This is a genomic window from Mycobacterium florentinum (genome assembly GCF_010730355.1).
Classification (GTDB): Bacteria; Actinomycetota; Actinomycetes; order Mycobacteriales; family Mycobacteriaceae; genus Mycobacterium; species Mycobacterium florentinum.
The window spans coordinates 3,319,551-3,337,816 of the sequence record NZ_AP022576.1 but is presented as its reverse complement, the minus strand read 5'-3'; the positions used below and the strand labels follow the sequence as shown (position 1 = coordinate 3,337,816).

The following is an 18,266-nucleotide window of genomic DNA, read 5'->3' as shown; positions in this document are numbered from 1 at the left end:
GTATTGCCGAACTAGCCACATCTGCGCTGTCCCCCGTCAGGCTTTGGGCGGGCGCCGGCGCACCAGCACAGACTGCTGGATGGCGCCGACCGCGCCCTGCTCGTCGTACAACGTGCCGATGGTGGTTCCGATGCCGTCCGGCCCGTAGCTGGTCTCCGCCCGAATGCCGACCCAGTCCCCGTCGGGAACACGAAACACGTGCACCGCCAGATCGGTGTTCAGGAACGTCCATTTGGTGATGTCGAGCTTGCTGCCGATGCCGTTGGCACAGTCGGCCACCGCGAACAGCCGCTCCAGCTGCGTCATCGTCTCGCCCTGGACGAGGTCGACCTCGGGCTTGATCCACGATTCGCCGGGGCCCGGTGTCAGCGGCTCGGTCAGCCACAGCCACTCCAGGCTGTGCACGTAGTTGCGGTCCCACTCCTTGGCCTTGAGGTTGCGGTTGCGGGCGTCGGCGCGGGGTCGCGGCAGTTCCGCCGCCGCGTGCGCGACGGCCCGGGTGTCCTGCAGCTGCAGCCGCCAGCCACTGGCACGGGCGACGGGGCGAGGCTGGCCGTCGGGACCGGGCGCCAGCATCTCGGCGGTGACCAGCTCGATCTGCTTGCCGCCGCGCTGGACCTGCGAGCGCACCCAGATGTCGCCTTCCGACGGCACCCCGCCCAGCAGGTCGATCACCACCCGCGACAGCCGGGTGTCGTCGCGCTGCTCGCAGCGCTCCAGGGCGCGGACCAGCAGCGCGGACACCGGTCCGCCATGCTGGATCGCTGCCGACCAGGTGCCGCGGGCCAGGTCGGTCGCCCGGAACTTCTCGCCCACCGCGTCGGCGTCATCGATCAGTTCGTAGTAGCTGTCGGTCACGTGTCTCCCTCTCGGGTGTCTCAGGGCAGCCCGGCGCCGGGCGTGGCGACCTGCACGGCGTCGAGCCGCGATCCCCGGGTGCCCACCAGCCGCTGAGGATAGGCGTCGGTGCTCGACAGCAGAAACAGGATGCGACGTTCGGGGCCGCCGAGCGCGCAGGCGATGGCGACCCGCTCGCCCATGTCGATGCGGTCGGTCACGGCGCCGCCCTCGACGATCCGCTCGAATTGGTGAGCCAGCGTCATCGACGTCCACACGCCGCCCTCGGCGTCCAGGGCGATGCCGTCCGGCGGTCCGTCCAGGCCCTCGGCGAAGACCCGGCGGTCGCCCAGCGCGCCGGAATCGCCGATGGTGAAGGCGGTGAGCCGGCGGCCGATCGATTCGGCGACGATCAGCGTCTTGCGGTCCGCCGTGATGACCATGCCGTTGGGAAAGTCGAGGTCTGAGGCCACGACGACGGCGTTGTCGTCGGGATCGAGGCGCACGATGACGCCGCCGGTTCGGGCCTGGGAGCCGATGTAGGCGCGGCCCGCGTCGTCGATCACCATGTCGCCGAGGTTGGCGGGCACCAGGGGAGTGAGATCGGCGACCTCCACGACGGTTTCTCCGTCGTAGCGCAGCACCCGCCGGTCGTCGGCCGAGGCGATCAGCAGCGACCCGTCGGGGCGAAAACCCAGGCCCGACGGCGAGTGCCCGGGCAGCGGCAACGTGGTCAGCGCCCCACCCAGGGTCGAGGTGTGGACCGCTTCGCCCAGCATGTCGGAGAACCACAGCAGGCCCTCGAACCACCGGGGGCCCTCGCCGAAGCAGAACCCGTTGGCCAGCGGCTCGGGGATCATCGGCTCACGCCTTTACAAAACACCGCAAAAGTGTCATGCAACGGCGGCGCTGGTGTCAATCTGCTGCCGGAGCGAGCTCGCGCGCGACGGCCTCGTGATACGCGTCGATCCGGGCCGGATTGGCCTGCTCGAAGAGCCGATCGGGCAGCGGAGCGTGCTTGGGGGCCTCAATGGTCATGGTGCGGGAAAAGAGCGTGACGCCCTGGCCGGGCGTGCTGAACCGATAGGACACCGTGATGCGGCCCTCCAGGCCCCCGTTGCCGTCGCGGTCGTGGCCCAGGCGCCCGATCGAGGTGAACACGAACTGGATGGGTCGCACCGCGACGGCCAGCTGCCAGGTGAAGATCCGGTCCCCGTCGGGACCGGCCTCCTCCCAGGTGTCGCCGACCTTGAGCGGCAGCGGCGGCAGTTTGCCGATGTGCGCGCTGCCGGGGTAGGTCTTAGTCCAGTTCTGCGGGTTGGTGACGAAGTCGTACACGGTTTCTGCGGACTGGGTGAACGCGGTCTCTGAGGTGCTCGTCACGATGCCCAATTGTGTTGCCTCTCTGCGCTTTCCATTGGCCTGTTCGGGCGCTGCCCGCAGTGCCCGCCGGAGTCTTGTTAGCCAAGCTTTACAAATCCTACTCAAAGTGTCACGCTGGGCCGGAAGCTGCCAACGCGAGAGGTGGATCGGACTTGACCACGGAATCTGAGCAGACCGAGTGGACGGTGCAGGGCCTGCTGGATCTGTTTGACGTGCGGGCCGACGGGGACGACCGGTTCACCGGGGACACCGGCATCGCGGTCGGCGACGAACGTCAGGTGGTGGAAGGCACCCAGGTGCTCGCCCAGGCGATTGTGGCCGTGGCCAAACGATTCCCGGACAAGTCGGTGCGTTCGGCGCACGCGGTGTTCTCGCGTGCGGTGGTCGTCGGCCCACCGATCGAGCTCGTCCTGGACGTGGTGTCCGAGGGCCGGTCCACCGCCACCGCGGTCGTCGCCGTGCACCAGAACGGGCGGCGCTGCCTGAGCATCACGGTGCTGGCCGACGTCCCCACCGACGACGTCATCCGCCACCACCTGCCGCGGCCCGACGTGGCCGCCCCCGCCGACGCCCACCACTCACCGATGCCGATGGTCGGGCGCGAGCTGCGCCTGGTCGACGTCGTCGACGTCAACAGCCCCGACGAGGTCGGCCCGCCGGAGCTCTACGCGTGGTTGCACTACGACCCGATTCCCACCCGAGACGAACTGGCCAAGGCGCTGTTGGCGTACTTCACCGGTCATCTGGGGATCTCCACCACGATGCGCGCGCATGAGGGCATCGGCACCGCCCAGGCGCACCTGACCGTGTCCACCGCACCGATGAGCATCTCGGTGGCCTTCCACGAGCCGGTCGACTGGACCGGGTGGCTGCTCTACACGCATGAGAGCACCCAGGTCGGCGCGGGCATGTCCTACGTGCGCGGCACCGTGCACAGCGAGGAGGGGGAGCTGTTGGCCTCCTTCGCCCAGGAGGCGCTGATCCGGCCGCTGCGCATCAGCGACACCGCGATCGATTCGCGCGCTCGCTTCTGACGGCTGGGGAACCCCAATGCGCTTCACGATCACCCACCCGATGCACAGCCACCCCTACAACCCCGAATTGGTCAGCGGGGAGGGCATCGGGAAGGTCGCCGCGGCCTGCGAAGCGGTCGGCATCCACGGTTTCGGCCTGACCGATCACCCGGCACCGTCGCAGCGGTGGCTGGAGGCCGGCGGCCACGATGCGTTGGATCCTTTTGTCACACTGGGTTTCGCGGCCGCCACCACGTCGACGTTGCGGCTGATTCCCAACATCGTGGTGCTGCCGTATCGAAACCCGTTCGTGGTGGCCAAATCCGGAGCCACCCTGGACCTGTTGTCCGGAGGGCGTTTCACGCTCGCGGTCGGCGTGGGCTACCTCAAGCGCGAGTTCGCCGCGCTGGGTGTCAGTTACGACGAACGCGCCGAGCTGTTCGAGGAATCCCTGCAAGTGATCCGGGCGATCTGGACCGGCGACGACATCACGTTCGAGGGAAAGCATTTCAGCGCGCGCGGCATTACCGCGCACCCCCGGCCCGCCAGCAGCCCGCCGATCTGGATCGGCGGCAACACCACCACGGCCCGGCAGCGGGTCGCGCAATACGGCGACGGCTGGTGCCCTTTTCCCGCCCCGCCCCAATTGGCCCAGACGGCGGGCACCGCGGCGATCACCACTACCGAGCAGCTTGCGGCGGCCATCGACGACCTGCGGCGCCGATGCGATGCGGCGGGCCGGGATTGGTCGTCGATCGACATCACCTTCGCCAACCCCGAGGGCGGCAGCCCCGCCGCCGACGAATTCAACGCCGATGCCTACCTCGAGGGCCTGGACAACCTGGCGAAGCTGGGCGTCACTTGGACCAGCGTCCACCTGCCCGGTGACAGCATGGCGCACGTGCTCGAAACCCTCGATCGTTTCCGTACCGTGGTGATCGACGCGGCCTGATGGACTTCTCCCGCGTCGGCCTTTCGCCCGAGGATCAGGAATTCTTCGATCAGACCCGGGCGTTCATCGCCAAGCACGTCACCGACGAGGTGTTGCGCCGCGATCGTGAGACGGGCGAAAACTTCAGTGAACCAGTGCATTTGGCGCTGGGCGAAGAGGGGTACCTGACGTCGGATTTCAAGCTGGAGTCCGAAGGGGGATTCACTCCGGTGCGCCGGCGAATCTTCCACCTCGAGATCGGCCGGGCCCACACGCCGTGGTTCCACTGGGGCACCACCGCGGTCGTCGCGAAGTTGGTGCGCCAATTCGGGAAAGCCGAGCTCGTCGACGCGGTGCTGCCGGGCGTGCTGTCCGGTGAGATCCGGTTGTGCCTGGGCTACACCGAGCCCGAGGGCGGCTCCGACGTGGCGACCTGCAAGACCCGCGCCGTGCGCGACGGCGATGCGTGGATCATCAACGGCTCCAAGATGTTCACCTCGAACGCGCAAAACGCCAAGTATGTCTTCCTGCTCACCAACACCGACCCGCAAGCGCCGAAACACAAGAGCCTGACCATGTTTCTGGTGCCGCTGGATTCGGAGGGCATTGAGATCCAGGGCATCCGCACCCTGGACGGCGACCGCACCAACATCGTCTACTACAGCGACGTGCGGGTCGACGACCGCTACCGGATCGGTGAGGTCAACGGTGGCTGGACGGTGATGCGGTTCGCCCTCGACGCCGAACACGGCATAACCGAGACCGAAGACCATGGCCTGCAGAACGTTTCGATGATGTCGGAGCACGGACACCTGATGGCCGAGGCGGCCGACGGAGTCGCGGCGATCCTGGCCACGCCGGATGCCAACGGGAACCGCCCGATCGACGACGAGTCGACGAAATACCGGCTCGGGCGCAGCCTGGCCCGCATCGAGGCGGCGCTGTCGACGCCCGGCATCTACGGACGCGTGGCGCTCATTCAGACGATGCGCGACGTCTCGCCGGACCTGATGGACATGCTGGGCACCGCGTCGGCATTGCCCACCGACGCAACGGGTTCCGCGGACGACGGCGCCGTGGAATTCATCTTCCGGCACGGCGTACCGGCCGGGATCTACGGCGGCACCATGGAGGTATTCCGCAACATGATCGCCCAGCACGAGCTGAAGCTCGGGCGCCCTAGCTACGGCGGCTGAGCGGCGTCAAGGCCCCGGTAGGCCGGCCAGCGTACCTGCTATACCTTATATGTTGTTGTCCGCCAAAGGATTTCCGAAAGTGCCATGGCAACCCGCTCCGCCGAGGTGTCGTCGACGACGAGCTGGTGACAGCAGCGCTCGAACATCCAGGTCATCGCCGCGGCCAGCATCTCCGGGTCCGCGGGCGCGTCGGGGCTGCCCTCCCAGCGTTGTCGCAGATATCCTGCCGTTTGCGTGGCGATCTCCCCGACGGCAGAGCCCCACACCTCGCGCATCCCCCTGTCGTGCTCGGCCAGTTCGATGATCGCCCCCAGCACTTGGCGATTCGCGCGCCATTGGCGAACGATCGCGCGCATCAGTTCGTCCAGCGTCTCCCGCGTCATATTCGGATCGCGCAGCGCATCGCCCGAGACCTCTTCGCGCCAGGCCAGCGACTGCTGAGCCAGCTGACCGATCACGGCCCGCTTGTCGGGAAAGCACGCGTAGAACGTTGCCCGGGCGACACCGGCCTCGGTGAGGATCCGTCCGACACTCAAATGTGTGACCGGCTCTCCGCCGGAGAGCAATCGGCGGGTCGCCGCGAGGATGTCCCGCGCCGACGCCGCACGCCGGCGCCGACCCACCAGCGCTTGCGTGCTCTCCGTCCGTATCCGCGCGTTCGCCATGCGACGGGCTACGGGTACGGACAACTCATTCGGCATCTAGACATCATATTCGAGTCGAATATATTGTATGAGTCGAACAACATGTTCAAATCAGTGCGCCTGCGCTGGTCTTGCGGTGCTGACAAGGAGGAGCGCGAGATGACGACAGACCAGCTAGCCGGGGCCACGGCCACCGGTGATCGGCCCGACACCGACCCCACAGCCAATCGGATAGCGCGGCTGGCCTGCGCCTGGAGTGGCATCGCCTGCACGGTCCTGTTCGCCATCGGGTTCGTCGCCTTCGCCCGGTTCCTGCCGTTCCCCAGCCCGGGCCTGCCCGCCGAACAGGTCGCCGCCAACCTCGCCGAGCACCGGATCGGCATCCGGATCGGCGTCATCTTCATGATCATCGGATTCGGCCTGTTCGCCACGTTTGCAACGGGCGTCGCCCTGGAACTGAGGCGCACCGACGGCCGCCATCCCGCGCTGACCTATGTGCAACTGGTATGCGCCGGCGCGAGCGCGGCGATCCTGGCGCTCAGCCCAATGTTCTTCGCCATCATGGTCTATCGCGCCGGTGACATCCCCGCTTACATCACCCAGGCCCTCTATGACATCGCCTGGTTCTGCTTCGTGATGCCCTATCCGGTGTTCAGCCTGCTCCTGCTCGCCCAGGGCGGCGCGATCCTGCGTGATAGGGCCGTGCCCGTTGTCTTCCCGCGCTGGGCGGGTTACCTCTGCTTCTCCACTGCCGCGGCACTGTTCCCGACCGGGCTGATCATCTTCTTCAAGGACGGGCCGCTGGCCTGGAACGGCATCATCGGCCTCGGCATCCCGATGATCTTCTTCTTCTCGTGGATCATGACGCTGTCCTACTATCTGATCCGGCACGTCACCCGCGACACCCGCGTGGCAGCTCAGCCAGCATCTCCACCCGCGCGCCGTCGAAACTCAGAAAACCCTTGATGGGCAGGCTTTCCGGCGGCGGATCCGGATAGCTCCAGGCGACGTCCTCGACGTCACCCGCGGACCAGTACGTCGCGAAACCCTTGTAGTTGCAATAGCTCGTCGTCTCCGAGCGCCGGAGCAGATCGGTACGCACCTGTGCGGGATCGACGTAAAGCCTTGGCTCGAGCGCGGTTTCGAAAACGATCATGGTGTCGCGGGTATCCACCAGCGTGGTGCCGGCGGCCGAGACACGCAGGCGGCGCGTGGTGGGGCGGCAGTCGACGCGGTGATACGGATTCGGCGGGTAGTGAACGAGTTCGCGGCCTTCCTCCAGCCAGGTGTCGACGGAATCCCAGGGCACCTGCACGTACCCCGGGGCTTGCGGCTCGGGTTCGGCGGGCAGCTCGCCGACCTCTTCGGCGCGGAACAGATAACTCAGCGGCCGGCCCGGCCGGTGCACCATCAGCGCCTGCTCGGTGTCGATCACCGCGCGCCCGTCCTTGAACGCCTGGACGCGGCGCGGGTGCGGCTCGATGTAGACAACGGTGCCGGGCAGCGGCGGAGAGAACCGACCCGCCGGGTCGATGCTGAGCGGACCACGTCCGGCCACCAGACTCATGGGGCTCAGATTAGCGCCGGCGTCCCGCGCCGATGCCGCAGATCTGGATGTCCGACGAACGTTTCTTGGGCGCGTCGGTTTCGGCGGTCACCCGGACCCCGAGGGTTTGTCCGGTCTCGGTGTCGACGAACGACAGCGGCGCGGGGCCGTTCTGCAGATAGGTGTCGCCCCACTGCACCAGCGCCATGAACACCGGCAACAGGTCCTCGCCGGCGTCGGTCAGCCGGTATTCGTCCCGGGCGCGACTGCCGGGCTCCTGATACGGGACGCGGGTGACGATCTGCGCCGCCTCCAGCTGCTTGAGCGCCCGCGACACCGCCGGTGCCGACGTCCCGATCCGCTCCACGAAGTCCTCGAAACGAGCCGTGCCGAAGAACAATTCGCGCAGCACCTGGAACGCGGTTTTGGTGCTGAGCAGCTCGAGCACCTTGGACATCGAGCAGGACTCGCCGACGGACCAAAGCCGGCGGTCGGCCAGCCGCTTTTCGAACTCCATCCAACTCTCCTATGAATAACGCTTGCGTTAGTCAGCATAGCGTGCTTTGATCTGGATAACGATAGCGTTAGTAAGATCGGAAAACCGCCTGGAGGGCGAGATGTCGAACGAGAAGCTGTTTCTGATCACCGCGCCGACCGGCAACACCGGGGCGCCCACCGTCGAGATTCTGCGCGAAGCCGGCCACCGGGTCCGCGCCTTCGTGCACCGCATCGACGGCCGCTCCGACGCGCTGGCCGCTCTCGGCGCCGAGCTCGTCGAGGGCGACCTACTGGACTTCCGCTCCGTCAGCGCCGCCATGACCGGTGTCGACGCCGCCTACTTCTGCTATCCGATCGCTCCGGGCACGCTGCTGGCAGCCACGGCGATTTTCGCCCAGGCCGCCAGCGAGGCCGGGGTTGACGCGGTGGTCAACATGTCGCAGATATCCGCTCGCCGGGATGCGAAAAGCAATGCCGCCCAGCACCATTGGATCGCCGAACGGCTCCTGGACCGCGCCGCGTTCAAGACCACCCACCTGCGCCCTACCTTCTTCGCCGAGTGGCTGAAATGGCAGTGGCAGCGCAATGACAACGAAGGCGTACTACAGCTGCCCTTCGGCGACGGGCGGCACGCGCCGATTTCCGGGTCGGACCAGGCCGCAGTGATCGCCGCCATCCTGGCGAACCCCGCGCCGCACGACCGTCAGGTCTACCCGCTGGTCGGTGACCACGAGCTCGACCATTACGGGATCGCGAACGAAATCGCCGAGACGGTCGGCTTTCCGGTCCGCTATGAGCCGGTCTCGATCCCGGCCTTTGCGGCCGGGTTGACCGCTGCGGGCTTCCCGGAATTCTTCGTGCAGCACATCAGCAGCGTCGCCCAGGACTACCAGGACGGCATCTTCGCCGGCGAGAACAACCTGGTCGAGGTGATCGGGGGGCACAAGCCGATGACGGTGGCCGACTACGTCAACGCCAACCGCGCCGAGTTCGACCACGACGGCCGCTTCGTGCGACGGGGCCAGCTCAAAGCGAGCTGACCGCCCGCGATGGGGGCATGTGCGCGCTCCGGTTGCGGCACGGAGTAGGAACTTAGCCATGCCAGGACCCGTGGAAGGCCTCAAAGTCGTCGAGCTCGGAGTGTGGGTGGCGGGTCCGGCGGCCAGCGGCATCCTGGCCGACTGGGGCGCGGACGTGATTAAGATCGAGCCGCCGGCCGGCGACCCGGGCCGCATGTTCGGCCGGATGCTGGGCTGCGACCTCGGGGTCAACCCGCCGTTCGAGCTGGACAACCGCTCCAAACGCAGCATCGTGTTGGACCTCACCACCGACCAGGGCCGGGACACCGCCTTCGAATTGCTGGATGACGCAGACGTTTTCGTGACCAACGTCCGGCCCGGCGCGTTGCAACGACTCGGCCTGGACTTCGAGTCGCTGTCCGCTCGCTACCCTCGGTTGGTCTACGGCCTGATCACCGGCTACGGCCGGACCGGCCCCGACGCCGACCGGGCCGCTTACGACGTGGCCGCGTTCTGGTCGCGCGCCGGGGTGGCCCACCTGCTCACCCGGCCCGGCCAGACGCCGCCGTTCCAGCGCGGCGGCATGGGCGACCACTCGGCCGGCATGACCCTGGCCGCGGCCATCTGCGCGGCGCTGCTGGCCCGCGAGCGCACCGGGACCGGTCAGCTGGTGACGACCTCGCTGTACCGCCAGGGCGCCTACACCGTCAGCTTCGACCTCAACACCTATCTGCTGACGGGCCAGCCGATCGCGATCGGCCAGCGCGAAACGATGGGCAACCCGTGCATGAACAACTACGCCGCCGGTGACGGGCGGCGCTTCTGGATCGTCGGCCTCGAAGGCGACCGGCACTGGCCGCCGCTGTGCCGGGTCGTCGGCCGCCCCGAATGGCTGGAGGACCCGCGCTTTCGCGACGCCGCCGCCCGCTTCGTCAACGGCCCGGAGCTGATCGCCGAATTGGACGAGATCTTCGCAACCCGCTCGCTCGACGAATGGGCGCAGGCCTTTGCCGCCGAACCCGACTTCTTCTGGTCGCCGATCAACTCGATCGAAGACGTCGTGGCCGATGAGCAGTTCCACACCGCGGGCGGCATCGTCGACGTCCCCGACGGCGACGCCGGCGTCGGGATGGTTGCCACCCCGGCGGATTTCCACGGAACACCGTGGGCGCCGCGCTCCCCGGCCCCGGAACTGGGGCAGCACACCGACGAGATTCTGGCCGAACTGAAGGCCCGCCGCCGCTCCTGACCACTCCCGAGGAGCTTTACAAATTTCGGCAGAAGTGTCACGCTGTGCCATGAGCCGCGTCACCGCTGTGTGAGGCGGCGTCAGCCCTTGGGAAGCCCATGACAAGCGCTGCAGCTGCCTTGGAGCCAACGCACTCCGCGGTGTGGCGGTGAGGAACGGATTTGATGGTCACTCCGACGTTCGACATCAGCCAGAGCGGGCGTGTCAGGGGTGGGCGAGCCACCCGCGGCAACGGCGAGTGTCTGCGGTATCGACTGGACGTGGTTGCGGGAAGCGCCGTCGACGTCGTGCACTCGGCCGGCGGGTGGCTCTACGACCGGGTAATGGCCGGCTGGGAGGTGACCGTGTTGCTGCCGGGCAGCTGCGACACCCGCCCGCTGCGCATCCTCGGGGTGGCGGTGGTGGACGCCGAATCGGAGTACGTCCCGACCGCGATCGGCTCCACGAGTCACACGCTGGCCGTCAGCGTCGAGGCGTTCACCGCGGACGCGCGCGTGCGTGACAAGGTGCTCAAGTCCCTGGACGACCGGCTGACCGAAGTCGCGCTATGGGGCGACGGGTGGCCGTTGGGGGTCAACCGCGGAATGACGCGTGCCCAGCACGTGCTGTCCGCTGCGGCGCGCAGGTTCAAGGGCTATGCCCTTGCAGCAGCCGGGATCCCGTCTGCCTTGGTGGAACCGACCGAGACGCTGCTGTGTGAGGCGAGCTATTCGCACGGCGATTCAGAGCCGGTCCGGTTCGACTGATGAAGAAGTACTACGGCCACACCCTGCTCTACCTGCACGAGACGATCTCGTTGGGATCCGGTTCGAGCGACCGCTTCACCGAGGTTTTCACCGACACCTACCAGCCGATGATGGACGCGCTCGGCGCCCGGCTGTTCGCGATGTGGGAATCCACGCCGTACAACGGTCACTGGCCGCAGGTGACGGTCATCTGGGAGATCGACGGGTTCGCCGACTACGCGAGGATCGGGGCGGCCCAGGCCCGCGGCGGCAGTCATGAGGCCGAGGCCGGCAAGTGGTCGGCGTTTCTGTCCGAGACGGGCGCCTCGGGCGAGGGGCGCATCATGTACCCCGGGCCGAGCAACAAGACTCTGGCCCAGTTGCGCGAGGCCAAATTCAGCGCGCCGCTGGTGATTCAGGAGATCATGCAAACCAAGCCGGGACGCCAGGACGACTACATCCGCGAGCTGGAGCGGCTTTACGTCCCGTGGTCGGAGCGCACCGGGAAACGCTGGCTGGGTTCGTTCACCACCACGTTCCGCTTCAACGAGGTCATCCACTATTGGGCGCTGGACGGCGGCTGGGAATGTTTCGCCAACCACTACCCCTCGTGGAAGGACAGCCCGCCCGCCGAGATCGTCACCTGGATGAGCGTGGCGCCCGCATTGCGCGACGGCTGGGAAGACTCGATTCTGCAGGCCCTACCGCCCTCTCCGCTGCAGTGACCGCCGCGAACACCGACTTCGCGTACGACCCCTTCGACGCGGATGTCATGGCAAATCCGTTGCCGTACTACCGAACTCTGCGTGACGACTATCCGGTCTACTACATGCCGCAGTGGGATACCTTCGCGCTGTCCCGGTTCGAGGACATCTGGCAGGTTCTCGAGGTCAACGACGGAACCTTCGTCGCGTCGGAAGGAACCCTGCCCCCGGCGGCGGTGCTGGCCAAGCACAACACCGGGCCGGTCGAGGATCCGCCGTTGCATCCCTTGCCTTTTCACGCGGTGTTCGACACCGATCTCTACGGTGAGATCCGTCGTTCACACTCGGCGCCCTTGCGGCCGCGGTCGGTCGCCGGGCTGGAGGCCAGGATCCGAGAGCTGGCCAACGAGCGCCTCGACCTATTGCTGCCGCAGGGGTCATTCGATCTGACCCAGGACTACGGCGGCATCGTGGCGGCCTCGATGGTGTGTGACTTGCTGGGTATATCAACCGAACTCGCACCGCAGGTGTTGGCCGCCGTCAATGCCGGCAGCCTCACCGCGCCGGGTGAGGGAGTCGACACCGCGCAGGCCCGCCCCAATTACCTCGAATATCTGATTCCCGTGGTGCGGCGGCGCCGGGCCGACCAGTCCGGCGGCCCGCTTCCGGTGGTCGATGGGCTGCTGGGTTACCGGCTGCCCGACGGCAGTGCCCTGTCCGACGTCGAAGCCGCCACGCAGATGTTGTGCATCTTCATCGGGGGCACCGAGACCGTGCCCAAGATCGCCGCGCACGGGCTGTGGGAGCTGCGCCGGCGACCCGATCAGCTCGCCGCGGTGCGGGCCGACCCGGCCGCCACCGTGCCGGTGGCCCGGGAGGAGATGCTGCGGTACTGCGCGCCCGCGCAGTGGTTCGCCCGGACGGCGCGCCGGCCGTTCACCATTCACGGCCAGGCCATCGAGCCGGGCCAGCGGGTCATCACGCTGCTCGCCTCGGCCAATCGCGACGAACGCGAGTACCCCGACCCCGACGAGTTCATCTGGGATCGGCCCATCGCGCGTTCGCTGGTGTTCGGCCGGGGCCAGCACTTCTGCGTCGGCTATCACCTCGCCAGGCTGGAAGTGGCTGTGCTGGTACAGGAATGGCTGCGCAGGGTGCCCGACTTCGATATCAAGGGCCAGGACGCCACCCGCCTGCCGTCGAGCTTCCAGTGGGGATGGAACCAGATCCCGGTGGAGGTCTGACGTGTGGTCCTACCGGATCATCGCCCCGTACGAGTTCGAACGCACATCGATCACCGAGAAAACCGCCGACGACCTGTCCGATGGTCAGGTGCTGCTGCGGTTCTTGGCCGCCGGCGTGTGCGGCAGCGACCTGCCCGGCTTCCGGGGCGCCAAGGGCAGACTGCCCGGCGACGACGGCCCAAGTGCCGCCGAGAAGGACGGCTTCCCGATCCACGAGGTGGCCGGCGAGGTGATCGCCAGCCGGCATCGGCAACACCGGGTCGGCGATCGCGTGGTGGGCTGGGCGTCCGGCTTCGACGGCTTGATGGAGCGAGTCATCAGCGACGGCAACGGGCTTGCGCCGTACGCCCCGGCCCTGACCGCCGCGCAGGCAGTCGGGCTGCAGCCGCTGGCATGTGTGCTCTACGCCTGCGAGCAACTGCCGGACCTGGCCGGCCGGCACGTCGCGATCATCGGTCAGGGTTCGATCGGGCTGCTGTTCTCCTACGTCGCCAAGGCGGCCGGCGCCCGGCGTGTCACCGGCGTCGACCCCGTCGACCGGCAAAGCCTCGCAACGACATTCGGTGTCGACGAGGTGGTGCGCGCGACCAGCGATCGCTGGGTTAGCCAGCTGGCGCCGGCCGAGCGCGCCGACATCGTCATCGAGGCCGTCGGTCATCAGGTGGCCACCCTGGGACACGCGATCGAAGCCACCGCACCGGGGGGCACCGTTTTCTACTTCGGCGTCGCCGACGACGAGGCCTACCCGATTAGCATGCGTCTCATGTTGCGCAACAACCTGACCCTGAAATCCGGTGTGACCCTTGACCGGCGACGGGTTCTCGAGCTCGCCGGCAATTTCGCCGCCGAACATCCCGAGCTGCTCGGCTCCTATCTCACGCACATCTTCGGCGTCGACGACGCGCAGGGCGCGTTCGACCTGGCGTGCCGGCCGGTGCCCGACCGCGTGAAGATCGCGATCGCCGAGTGAGCATCTTCGGTGAGGCGCTGACCAAGACCAGTCCGAGCTGGGGCGGCTGGATCACCGGCCCGACGCTGATCGGACCGGAGGAATACGCCCGCGCCGGATACGACTACGTCGGATTCGACGCCCAGCACGGCTATCTCGACGACGCCGACATCGCCGACATCCTGCGGCGCCTCGAGCGGGTGCCCATCGCGACCGCGGTGCGGTTGCCCAATGCCGACCCGGCTCCGATCGGGCGGGTGCTCGACGCGGGCGCCGACGCCGTCTTCATCGCAATGATCGAATCGGCCGACCAGGCCGCCGCGGCGGTGGCCGCCACCCGTTACGCGCCGGCGGGTGTCCGCAGCTTCGGCCCGCTGCGTAGCAGCCTGGGGCCGGACCCTGCCGCGCACGAGGCCCGGGTGAGCGTGTTCGCGATGATCGAAACCGCCGCGGCCCTGACGAATCTCGGCGACATCTGTGCGGTCGAGGGCCTGACCGGAATCTACGTCGGGCCCGCCGATCTCGCGATCTCGTTGGGTCACGGTCCCGTCGGAGCGACCCGGCATCCGGAAGTGCTCGACGCGATCGTGCGCATCCACGGCGTCGCCACCGAAGCCGGACTGGTCACCGGGATTCACGCCAGCGAGGGCAAGACCGGTCACGCCATGGCGCACCTCGGCTTCAAGGTGATCACCCTGGCCGCCGAATCGGCCGCGCTGCGGCGCGGGGCGATCGAGCACCTGCACGAGGCGACCGGACAATGACCGACGACGAAGCCGCGATTCGCGAACTGATAGCCGGCTACGCGCTCGCCCTGGACGCCGGCGATATCGACGAGTGCGTGCGGTTATTCACTACGGACGGGGAGTTCCTGGTCTACGGACGGACTTTCGCCGGACATGAGGCGATCGCCAAGATGTTCCGCGATGCGCCGTGCGGACTGCATCTGACCGGAGTGTCGCGCATCGACGTCGGTCCTGACGATCCTGGCACCGCGACCGCGCGCTCACAGGTCCTGTTCGTCAGGGCCCGCGACCTGCACCTGCGGCCCGCGCTCTACGACGACCAGCTCGTCCGACGCGACGGCCACTGGCGTTTCCGGCAGCGGCGATGCCAGTTCGTCACCAGTCACGGCCTGTCCGATAGCCCGGAGGTTCCGTCATCATGAGCGTCGCACTCGTCACCGGTGCCGCGGGCGGCCAGGGTTGGGCCATCGCCAAAAAGCTTCGAGAACAAGGGTATTCCGTGGCCGCCTGCGATCTGCGCGCCGAGGACGTCGCCGCCGTGGTCGCCGAATTGGGCGACGACGAGGTGATCGCGATCGCGCTCGATGTGACCAGCGAACAGCAGTGGGAGGCGGCCGTCGAAAAGACGGTGGAGCGGTTCGGGCGGCTGACCGCACTGGTCAACAACGCCGGGGTGCTGCATCGCGCCGCGTTGGGCGACGAGACGGTAGAGGACTTCGAAAATGCTTGGCGGGTCAACTGTCTGGGCGCATTTCTGGGCATGCGCGCCGCGCTCGGCCAGCTGCGCGAAGCCGAACAGGCGGCCATCGTGAATATCTGCAGCACCGGAGCGATCCGCCCGTTCCCCGCGCACTGCGCCTACGGGTCGTCGAAGTGGGCACTGCGCGGTCTGACCCAGACCGCGGCGGCCGAGCTGGCCCCGTCCGGTATCCGGGTCAACGCGGTGTTCCCCGGGCCGATCGCGACCTCGATGCTCGATGACGCCACGCAGGCCCGGCTGGCCGCGACGGCGACGTTCGGGCGGCTGGGCCAGCCCACCGAAATCGCCGACGCGGTGGCCTTCCTGGTGTCGGAGGCGGCGTCGTTCATCACCGGTTCGGAACTCGTCGTCGATGGTGGGCAATGCCTGCAGATTCGATGAAAAAGACATTCTCGGTCGGCATCATCGGTGCCGGACCGGGCGGCTTGGCGCTGGGAATTCTGTTGTCCCGTGCCGGGTTTCACGACTTCACCATCTTCGACCGCGAAGACGACGTCGGCGGCACCTGGCGGATCAACACTTATCCGGGCCTGGCTTGCGACGTCAAGTCGCATCTGTATTCGTTTTCCTTCGACTTGAATCCACATTGGTCGCGGCTATGGTCCGGCCAGCCCGAGATCCTCGCCTACTTCGAGCGCTGCGCCGACAAGTACGGGCTGCGGCCGCACCTGAAACTCCGCACCGAAATCGGCTCGGCGCGTTGGGAAGAAGACGCCCAGCAGTGGTGTCTGAACACCAGCACCGGTCAACAGCACCGATTCGATGTCGTGGTGTCCGCCGTCGGTCTGTTCACCCGACCGCTTTTTCCGGAGCTCGTCGAGCAGGAGCCGTTCACCGGAACCGTGATGCACTCGTCGCAATGGGACCATTCGGTAGATCTGACGGGCGCGCGGGTGGCCGTGTTGGGCACCGGATCGACGGCGTCGCAGCTGCTGCCCGAACTCGCGAAGGTGGCCGGCCAGGTGTATTCGGTGCAGCGCTCGCCGACATGGATTCTGCCCAAGCCGGATCGGCACTACACCCGACGGGAACGCTGGGCCTTCGCCCATCTGCCGTTCGCCAAAAAGCTGTACCGCACCCGGCTGTGGCTGCGCAGCGAATCCAACATCTCGGTGATCGAGCACGGCAGCGAGAAGACGCAGGACTTCACCGCGATTGCCCTCGGCCTGCTGGAAAAGACGGTCGCCGATGAGGAATTGCGGCAGCGGCTGACTCCCGATCACCCGATGGGCTGCAAGCGGCTGGTGTTCTCCTCGGACTACCTGCCCGCGCTGACCCGGCCCAACGTCGAGGTGGTGTCCAGTCCGGCCCGCTATCTCAAGGCCCGATCCTTCGTCACCGAGGACGGCACCGAACGCGACGTCGACGTCGTGGTCTGCGCCACCGGCTACGCCGCCGCCGACTATCTCGGGCAGCTGGATGTCTCCGGCGAAGGCGGCACGACCCTGCGTGAGGTCTGGAGTGAGGGGGCGCATGCGTATCTCGGCATGGCCGTTCCCGGATTCCCGAACTTCTTCATGCTGTACGGGCCCAACACGAATGTCGGCTCCAACAGTGTCATCTTCATGCTGGAAGCCCAGGCGCGCTACATCGTGCGGGCGTTGAAGTACATGCGGCGCAGGGGCAAGACATATGTGGCGGTGCGGCCGTCCGCCTTGGCGCGGTTCATCGCCAAGATCGACCAGTGGATGGTCGGCACCGTGTGGACGACCCAGTGCAGCAATTACTTCCGTGCCGCGAACGGGCGCGTGGTAACACAATGGCCACGTAGCGCGCGTAGCTTCTGGGAAATGACGCGCAGGTTCACCGCAGGCGACTTCATGTTCTCCAGCCACCCACGCAGACCCGTGTTCGCCGGCGACCACGGGGCGGCCGAGGAACAATGACGGAATTGGATGGCGCGCAACGGCTTGACCCCGTGCTGCGCGCGGTCGCGACCACCCGAACGGCCTTCTCCCCGGAAGCGATCGCGCTGATGCGCGCGCCGTTCGACCAGCGCCGCCGAGACGCCGCCCACCTCACCGACCTGCCGGGCGTGCAGATCAGCGAAGACCACGCCGCGGGTGCGGTTCCGGTCCGCATTTATCGCGGTGGGCCGTCGCCGGCACCGGTGGTCGTCTATTGTCACGCAGGCGGATTCGCGTTGGGCAACCTCGACACCGACCACCGGCCATGCGCCGAACTTGCCCGTCGCGGCCGTTGCACGGTGGTGTCGGTCGACTACCGGTTGGCCCCCGAGCATCCCTACCCGGCCGCGCTCGACGACGCGATCACGGTGCTGAAGTGGGTAGTCGGCAGCGCGGCGGAATTGGATGTCGATACGGCCCGGCTGGCCATCGCGGGCAGCAGTGCCGGGGCCACCCTGGCCGCATCCCTGGTGCAGCGTTGCGCCGACGGGTCGTTGCCAGCGGTCGTGTTCCAAATGCTGCACCAGCCGGTGCTCGACGATCGCGCTACCGCGTCGAAGGCGGAGTTTCGTAGGAGCCCGGCCTTCGACGGCGAGGCGGCCGAACTGATGTGGAGCTACTACCTGGGTGAGCAGCCCGGTTCGCCGGACGCCGTGCCGGCACGGCGCGCCGAATTGCGTGATCTACCACCGACGTTGATCACCTGCGCGGAGATCGATCCGTTCCGCGACGAAGCGATCGACTACGCGCTGCGGCTCCTGCACGCCGGGGTTTCCACCGAATTGCACGTCTTCGCACGCACCTGCCATGGCTTCGATTCGCTGCTGCCGGACTGGGTGGGTTCCGAGCGGCTGTTCAGGTTGCAGGGCCACGCCCTGACGAACGCCTTCTACGGCACCTAGCGGGGACGCCGGG

General features: G+C 67.5%; 21 protein-coding genes. 15 read left to right on the top strand and 6 right to left on the bottom strand.

The window, feature by feature from the left end; genetic code table 11:
- Window positions 1-36 precede the first annotated feature (36 nt).
- Genes G6N55_RS15790 through G6N55_RS15780 form a run of 3 tightly spaced genes read right to left on the bottom strand, consistent with a single transcriptional unit; the run spans window position 37 to window position 2,229 of the window.
- The gene (locus tag G6N55_RS15790; protein WP_085222407.1) at window positions 37-858 is read right to left on the bottom strand and encodes a thioesterase family protein; all 822 of its coding nucleotides are present in this window, start codon (window positions 856-858) and stop codon (window positions 37-39) included.
- Window positions 859-878: 20 nt separating this feature from the next.
- Window positions 879-1,697: an SMP-30/gluconolactonase/LRE family protein gene (locus G6N55_RS15785; RefSeq protein WP_085222408.1), complete on the bottom strand. Its 819-nt coding sequence runs from the start codon at window positions 1,695-1,697 to the stop codon at window positions 879-881.
- A gap of 55 nt (window positions 1,698-1,752) precedes the next feature.
- Complete coding sequence (locus tag G6N55_RS15780; RefSeq protein WP_085222409.1) at window positions 1,753-2,229, bottom strand: SRPBCC family protein; 477 nt, start codon at window positions 2,227-2,229, stop codon at window positions 1,753-1,755.
- A gap of 143 nt (window positions 2,230-2,372) precedes the next feature.
- Here G6N55_RS15780 and G6N55_RS15775 point away from each other — a divergent pair, with 143 nt between their 5' ends.
- Genes G6N55_RS15775 through G6N55_RS15765 form a run of 3 tightly spaced genes read left to right on the top strand, consistent with a single transcriptional unit; the run spans window position 2,373 to window position 5,360 of the window.
- Window positions 2,373-3,254 carry an acyl-CoA thioesterase gene (locus G6N55_RS15775; protein ID WP_179968073.1) on the top strand — a complete coding sequence of 294 codons (882 nt, stop codon included), beginning with the start codon at window positions 2,373-2,375 and terminating at the stop codon, window positions 3,252-3,254.
- Window positions 3,255-3,270: 16 nt separating this feature from the next.
- Complete coding sequence (locus G6N55_RS15770) at window positions 3,271-4,185, top strand: LLM class F420-dependent oxidoreductase (RefSeq protein WP_085222410.1); 915 nt, start codon at window positions 3,271-3,273, stop codon at window positions 4,183-4,185.
- Window positions 4,185-5,360 (top strand): acyl-CoA dehydrogenase family protein, encoded by a 1,176-nt coding sequence (locus G6N55_RS15765; protein ID WP_085222411.1) that lies wholly within the window; start codon window positions 4,185-4,187, stop codon window positions 5,358-5,360. The genes G6N55_RS15770 and G6N55_RS15765 overlap by 1 nt, the downstream gene beginning before the upstream one ends.
- Before the next feature lie 38 nt (window positions 5,361-5,398).
- Here the strand turns inward: G6N55_RS15765 and G6N55_RS15760 are convergent, their stop codons facing one another.
- Window positions 5,399-6,061 carry a TetR/AcrR family transcriptional regulator gene (locus G6N55_RS15760; protein ID WP_139826858.1) on the bottom strand — a complete coding sequence of 221 codons (663 nt, stop codon included), beginning with the start codon at window positions 6,059-6,061 and terminating at the stop codon, window positions 5,399-5,401.
- 57 nt (window positions 6,062-6,118) lie between these two features.
- Between G6N55_RS15760 and G6N55_RS15755 the strand changes: the two genes are divergently transcribed.
- Window positions 6,119-6,970, top strand: a complete 852-nt coding sequence (locus tag G6N55_RS15755) for a hypothetical protein (RefSeq protein ID WP_139826859.1) — start codon at window positions 6,119-6,121, stop codon at window positions 6,968-6,970.
- On the opposite strand, the gene G6N55_RS15750 is transcribed toward G6N55_RS15755, so the two are convergent.
- Both G6N55_RS15750 and G6N55_RS15745 read right to left on the bottom strand, forming a co-directional pair.
- Complete coding sequence (locus G6N55_RS15750; protein ID WP_085222414.1) at window positions 6,897-7,571, bottom strand: DUF427 domain-containing protein; 675 nt, start codon at window positions 7,569-7,571, stop codon at window positions 6,897-6,899. The genes G6N55_RS15755 and G6N55_RS15750 overlap by 74 nt on opposite strands.
- Window positions 7,572-7,581: 10 nt before the next feature.
- Window positions 7,582-8,067, bottom strand: a complete 486-nt coding sequence (locus G6N55_RS15745; RefSeq protein WP_085222415.1) for a winged helix-turn-helix transcriptional regulator — start codon at window positions 8,065-8,067, stop codon at window positions 7,582-7,584.
- A gap of 100 nt (window positions 8,068-8,167) precedes the next feature.
- On the opposite strand from G6N55_RS15745, the gene G6N55_RS15740 reads away from it, so the two are divergent.
- The 11 genes from G6N55_RS15740 to G6N55_RS15690 all read left to right on the top strand — a co-directional run bounded on the left by G6N55_RS15740 (window position 8,168) and on the right by G6N55_RS15690 (window position 18,253).
- On the top strand, window positions 8,168-9,088 hold the full coding sequence (locus G6N55_RS15740; RefSeq protein WP_085222416.1) for an NmrA family NAD(P)-binding protein: 921 nt from the start codon (window positions 8,168-8,170) through the stop codon (window positions 9,086-9,088).
- 58 nt (window positions 9,089-9,146) lie between these two features.
- Entirely contained in the window at window positions 9,147-10,316 is a 1,170-nt protein-coding gene (locus G6N55_RS15735; RefSeq protein ID WP_085222417.1) for a CaiB/BaiF CoA transferase family protein, read from the top strand.
- Between the two features lie 164 nt (window positions 10,317-10,480).
- Complete coding sequence (locus G6N55_RS15730) at window positions 10,481-11,062, top strand: hypothetical protein (protein ID WP_085222418.1); 582 nt, start codon at window positions 10,481-10,483, stop codon at window positions 11,060-11,062.
- Window positions 11,062-11,766, top strand: a complete 705-nt coding sequence (locus G6N55_RS15725; protein ID WP_085222419.1) for an NIPSNAP family protein — start codon at window positions 11,062-11,064, stop codon at window positions 11,764-11,766. The genes G6N55_RS15730 and G6N55_RS15725 overlap by 1 nt, the downstream gene beginning before the upstream one ends.
- Window positions 11,767-11,813: 47 nt before the next feature.
- On the top strand, window positions 11,814-12,989 hold the full coding sequence (locus G6N55_RS15720) for a cytochrome P450 (protein ID WP_085222990.1): 1,176 nt from the start codon (window positions 11,814-11,816) through the stop codon (window positions 12,987-12,989).
- Window position 12,990: 1 nt separating this feature from the next.
- Entirely contained in the window at window positions 12,991-13,959 is a 969-nt protein-coding gene (locus G6N55_RS15715) for a zinc-binding dehydrogenase (RefSeq protein WP_085222420.1), read from the top strand.
- Window positions 13,956-14,702, top strand: a complete 747-nt coding sequence (locus G6N55_RS15710) for an HpcH/HpaI aldolase family protein (RefSeq protein WP_085222421.1) — start codon at window positions 13,956-13,958, stop codon at window positions 14,700-14,702. Before G6N55_RS15715 ends, G6N55_RS15710 begins: the two co-directional genes overlap by 4 nt.
- Window positions 14,699-15,106 carry a nuclear transport factor 2 family protein gene (locus G6N55_RS15705; protein WP_085222422.1) on the top strand — a complete coding sequence of 136 codons (408 nt, stop codon included), beginning with the start codon at window positions 14,699-14,701 and terminating at the stop codon, window positions 15,104-15,106. Before G6N55_RS15710 ends, G6N55_RS15705 begins: the two co-directional genes overlap by 4 nt.
- Window positions 15,103-15,825 (top strand): SDR family NAD(P)-dependent oxidoreductase, encoded by a 723-nt coding sequence (locus G6N55_RS15700; protein WP_085222423.1) that lies wholly within the window; start codon window positions 15,103-15,105, stop codon window positions 15,823-15,825. Before G6N55_RS15705 ends, G6N55_RS15700 begins: the two co-directional genes overlap by 4 nt.
- Window positions 15,807-17,330 carry a flavin-containing monooxygenase gene (locus tag G6N55_RS15695; protein ID WP_085222424.1) on the top strand — a complete coding sequence of 508 codons (1,524 nt, stop codon included), beginning with the start codon at window positions 15,807-15,809 and terminating at the stop codon, window positions 17,328-17,330. The genes G6N55_RS15700 and G6N55_RS15695 overlap by 19 nt, the downstream gene beginning before the upstream one ends.
- Window positions 17,327-18,253, top strand: a complete 927-nt coding sequence (locus G6N55_RS15690; RefSeq protein ID WP_085222425.1) for an alpha/beta hydrolase — start codon at window positions 17,327-17,329, stop codon at window positions 18,251-18,253. The genes G6N55_RS15695 and G6N55_RS15690 overlap by 4 nt, the downstream gene beginning before the upstream one ends.
- Window positions 18,254-18,266 lie beyond the last annotated feature (13 nt).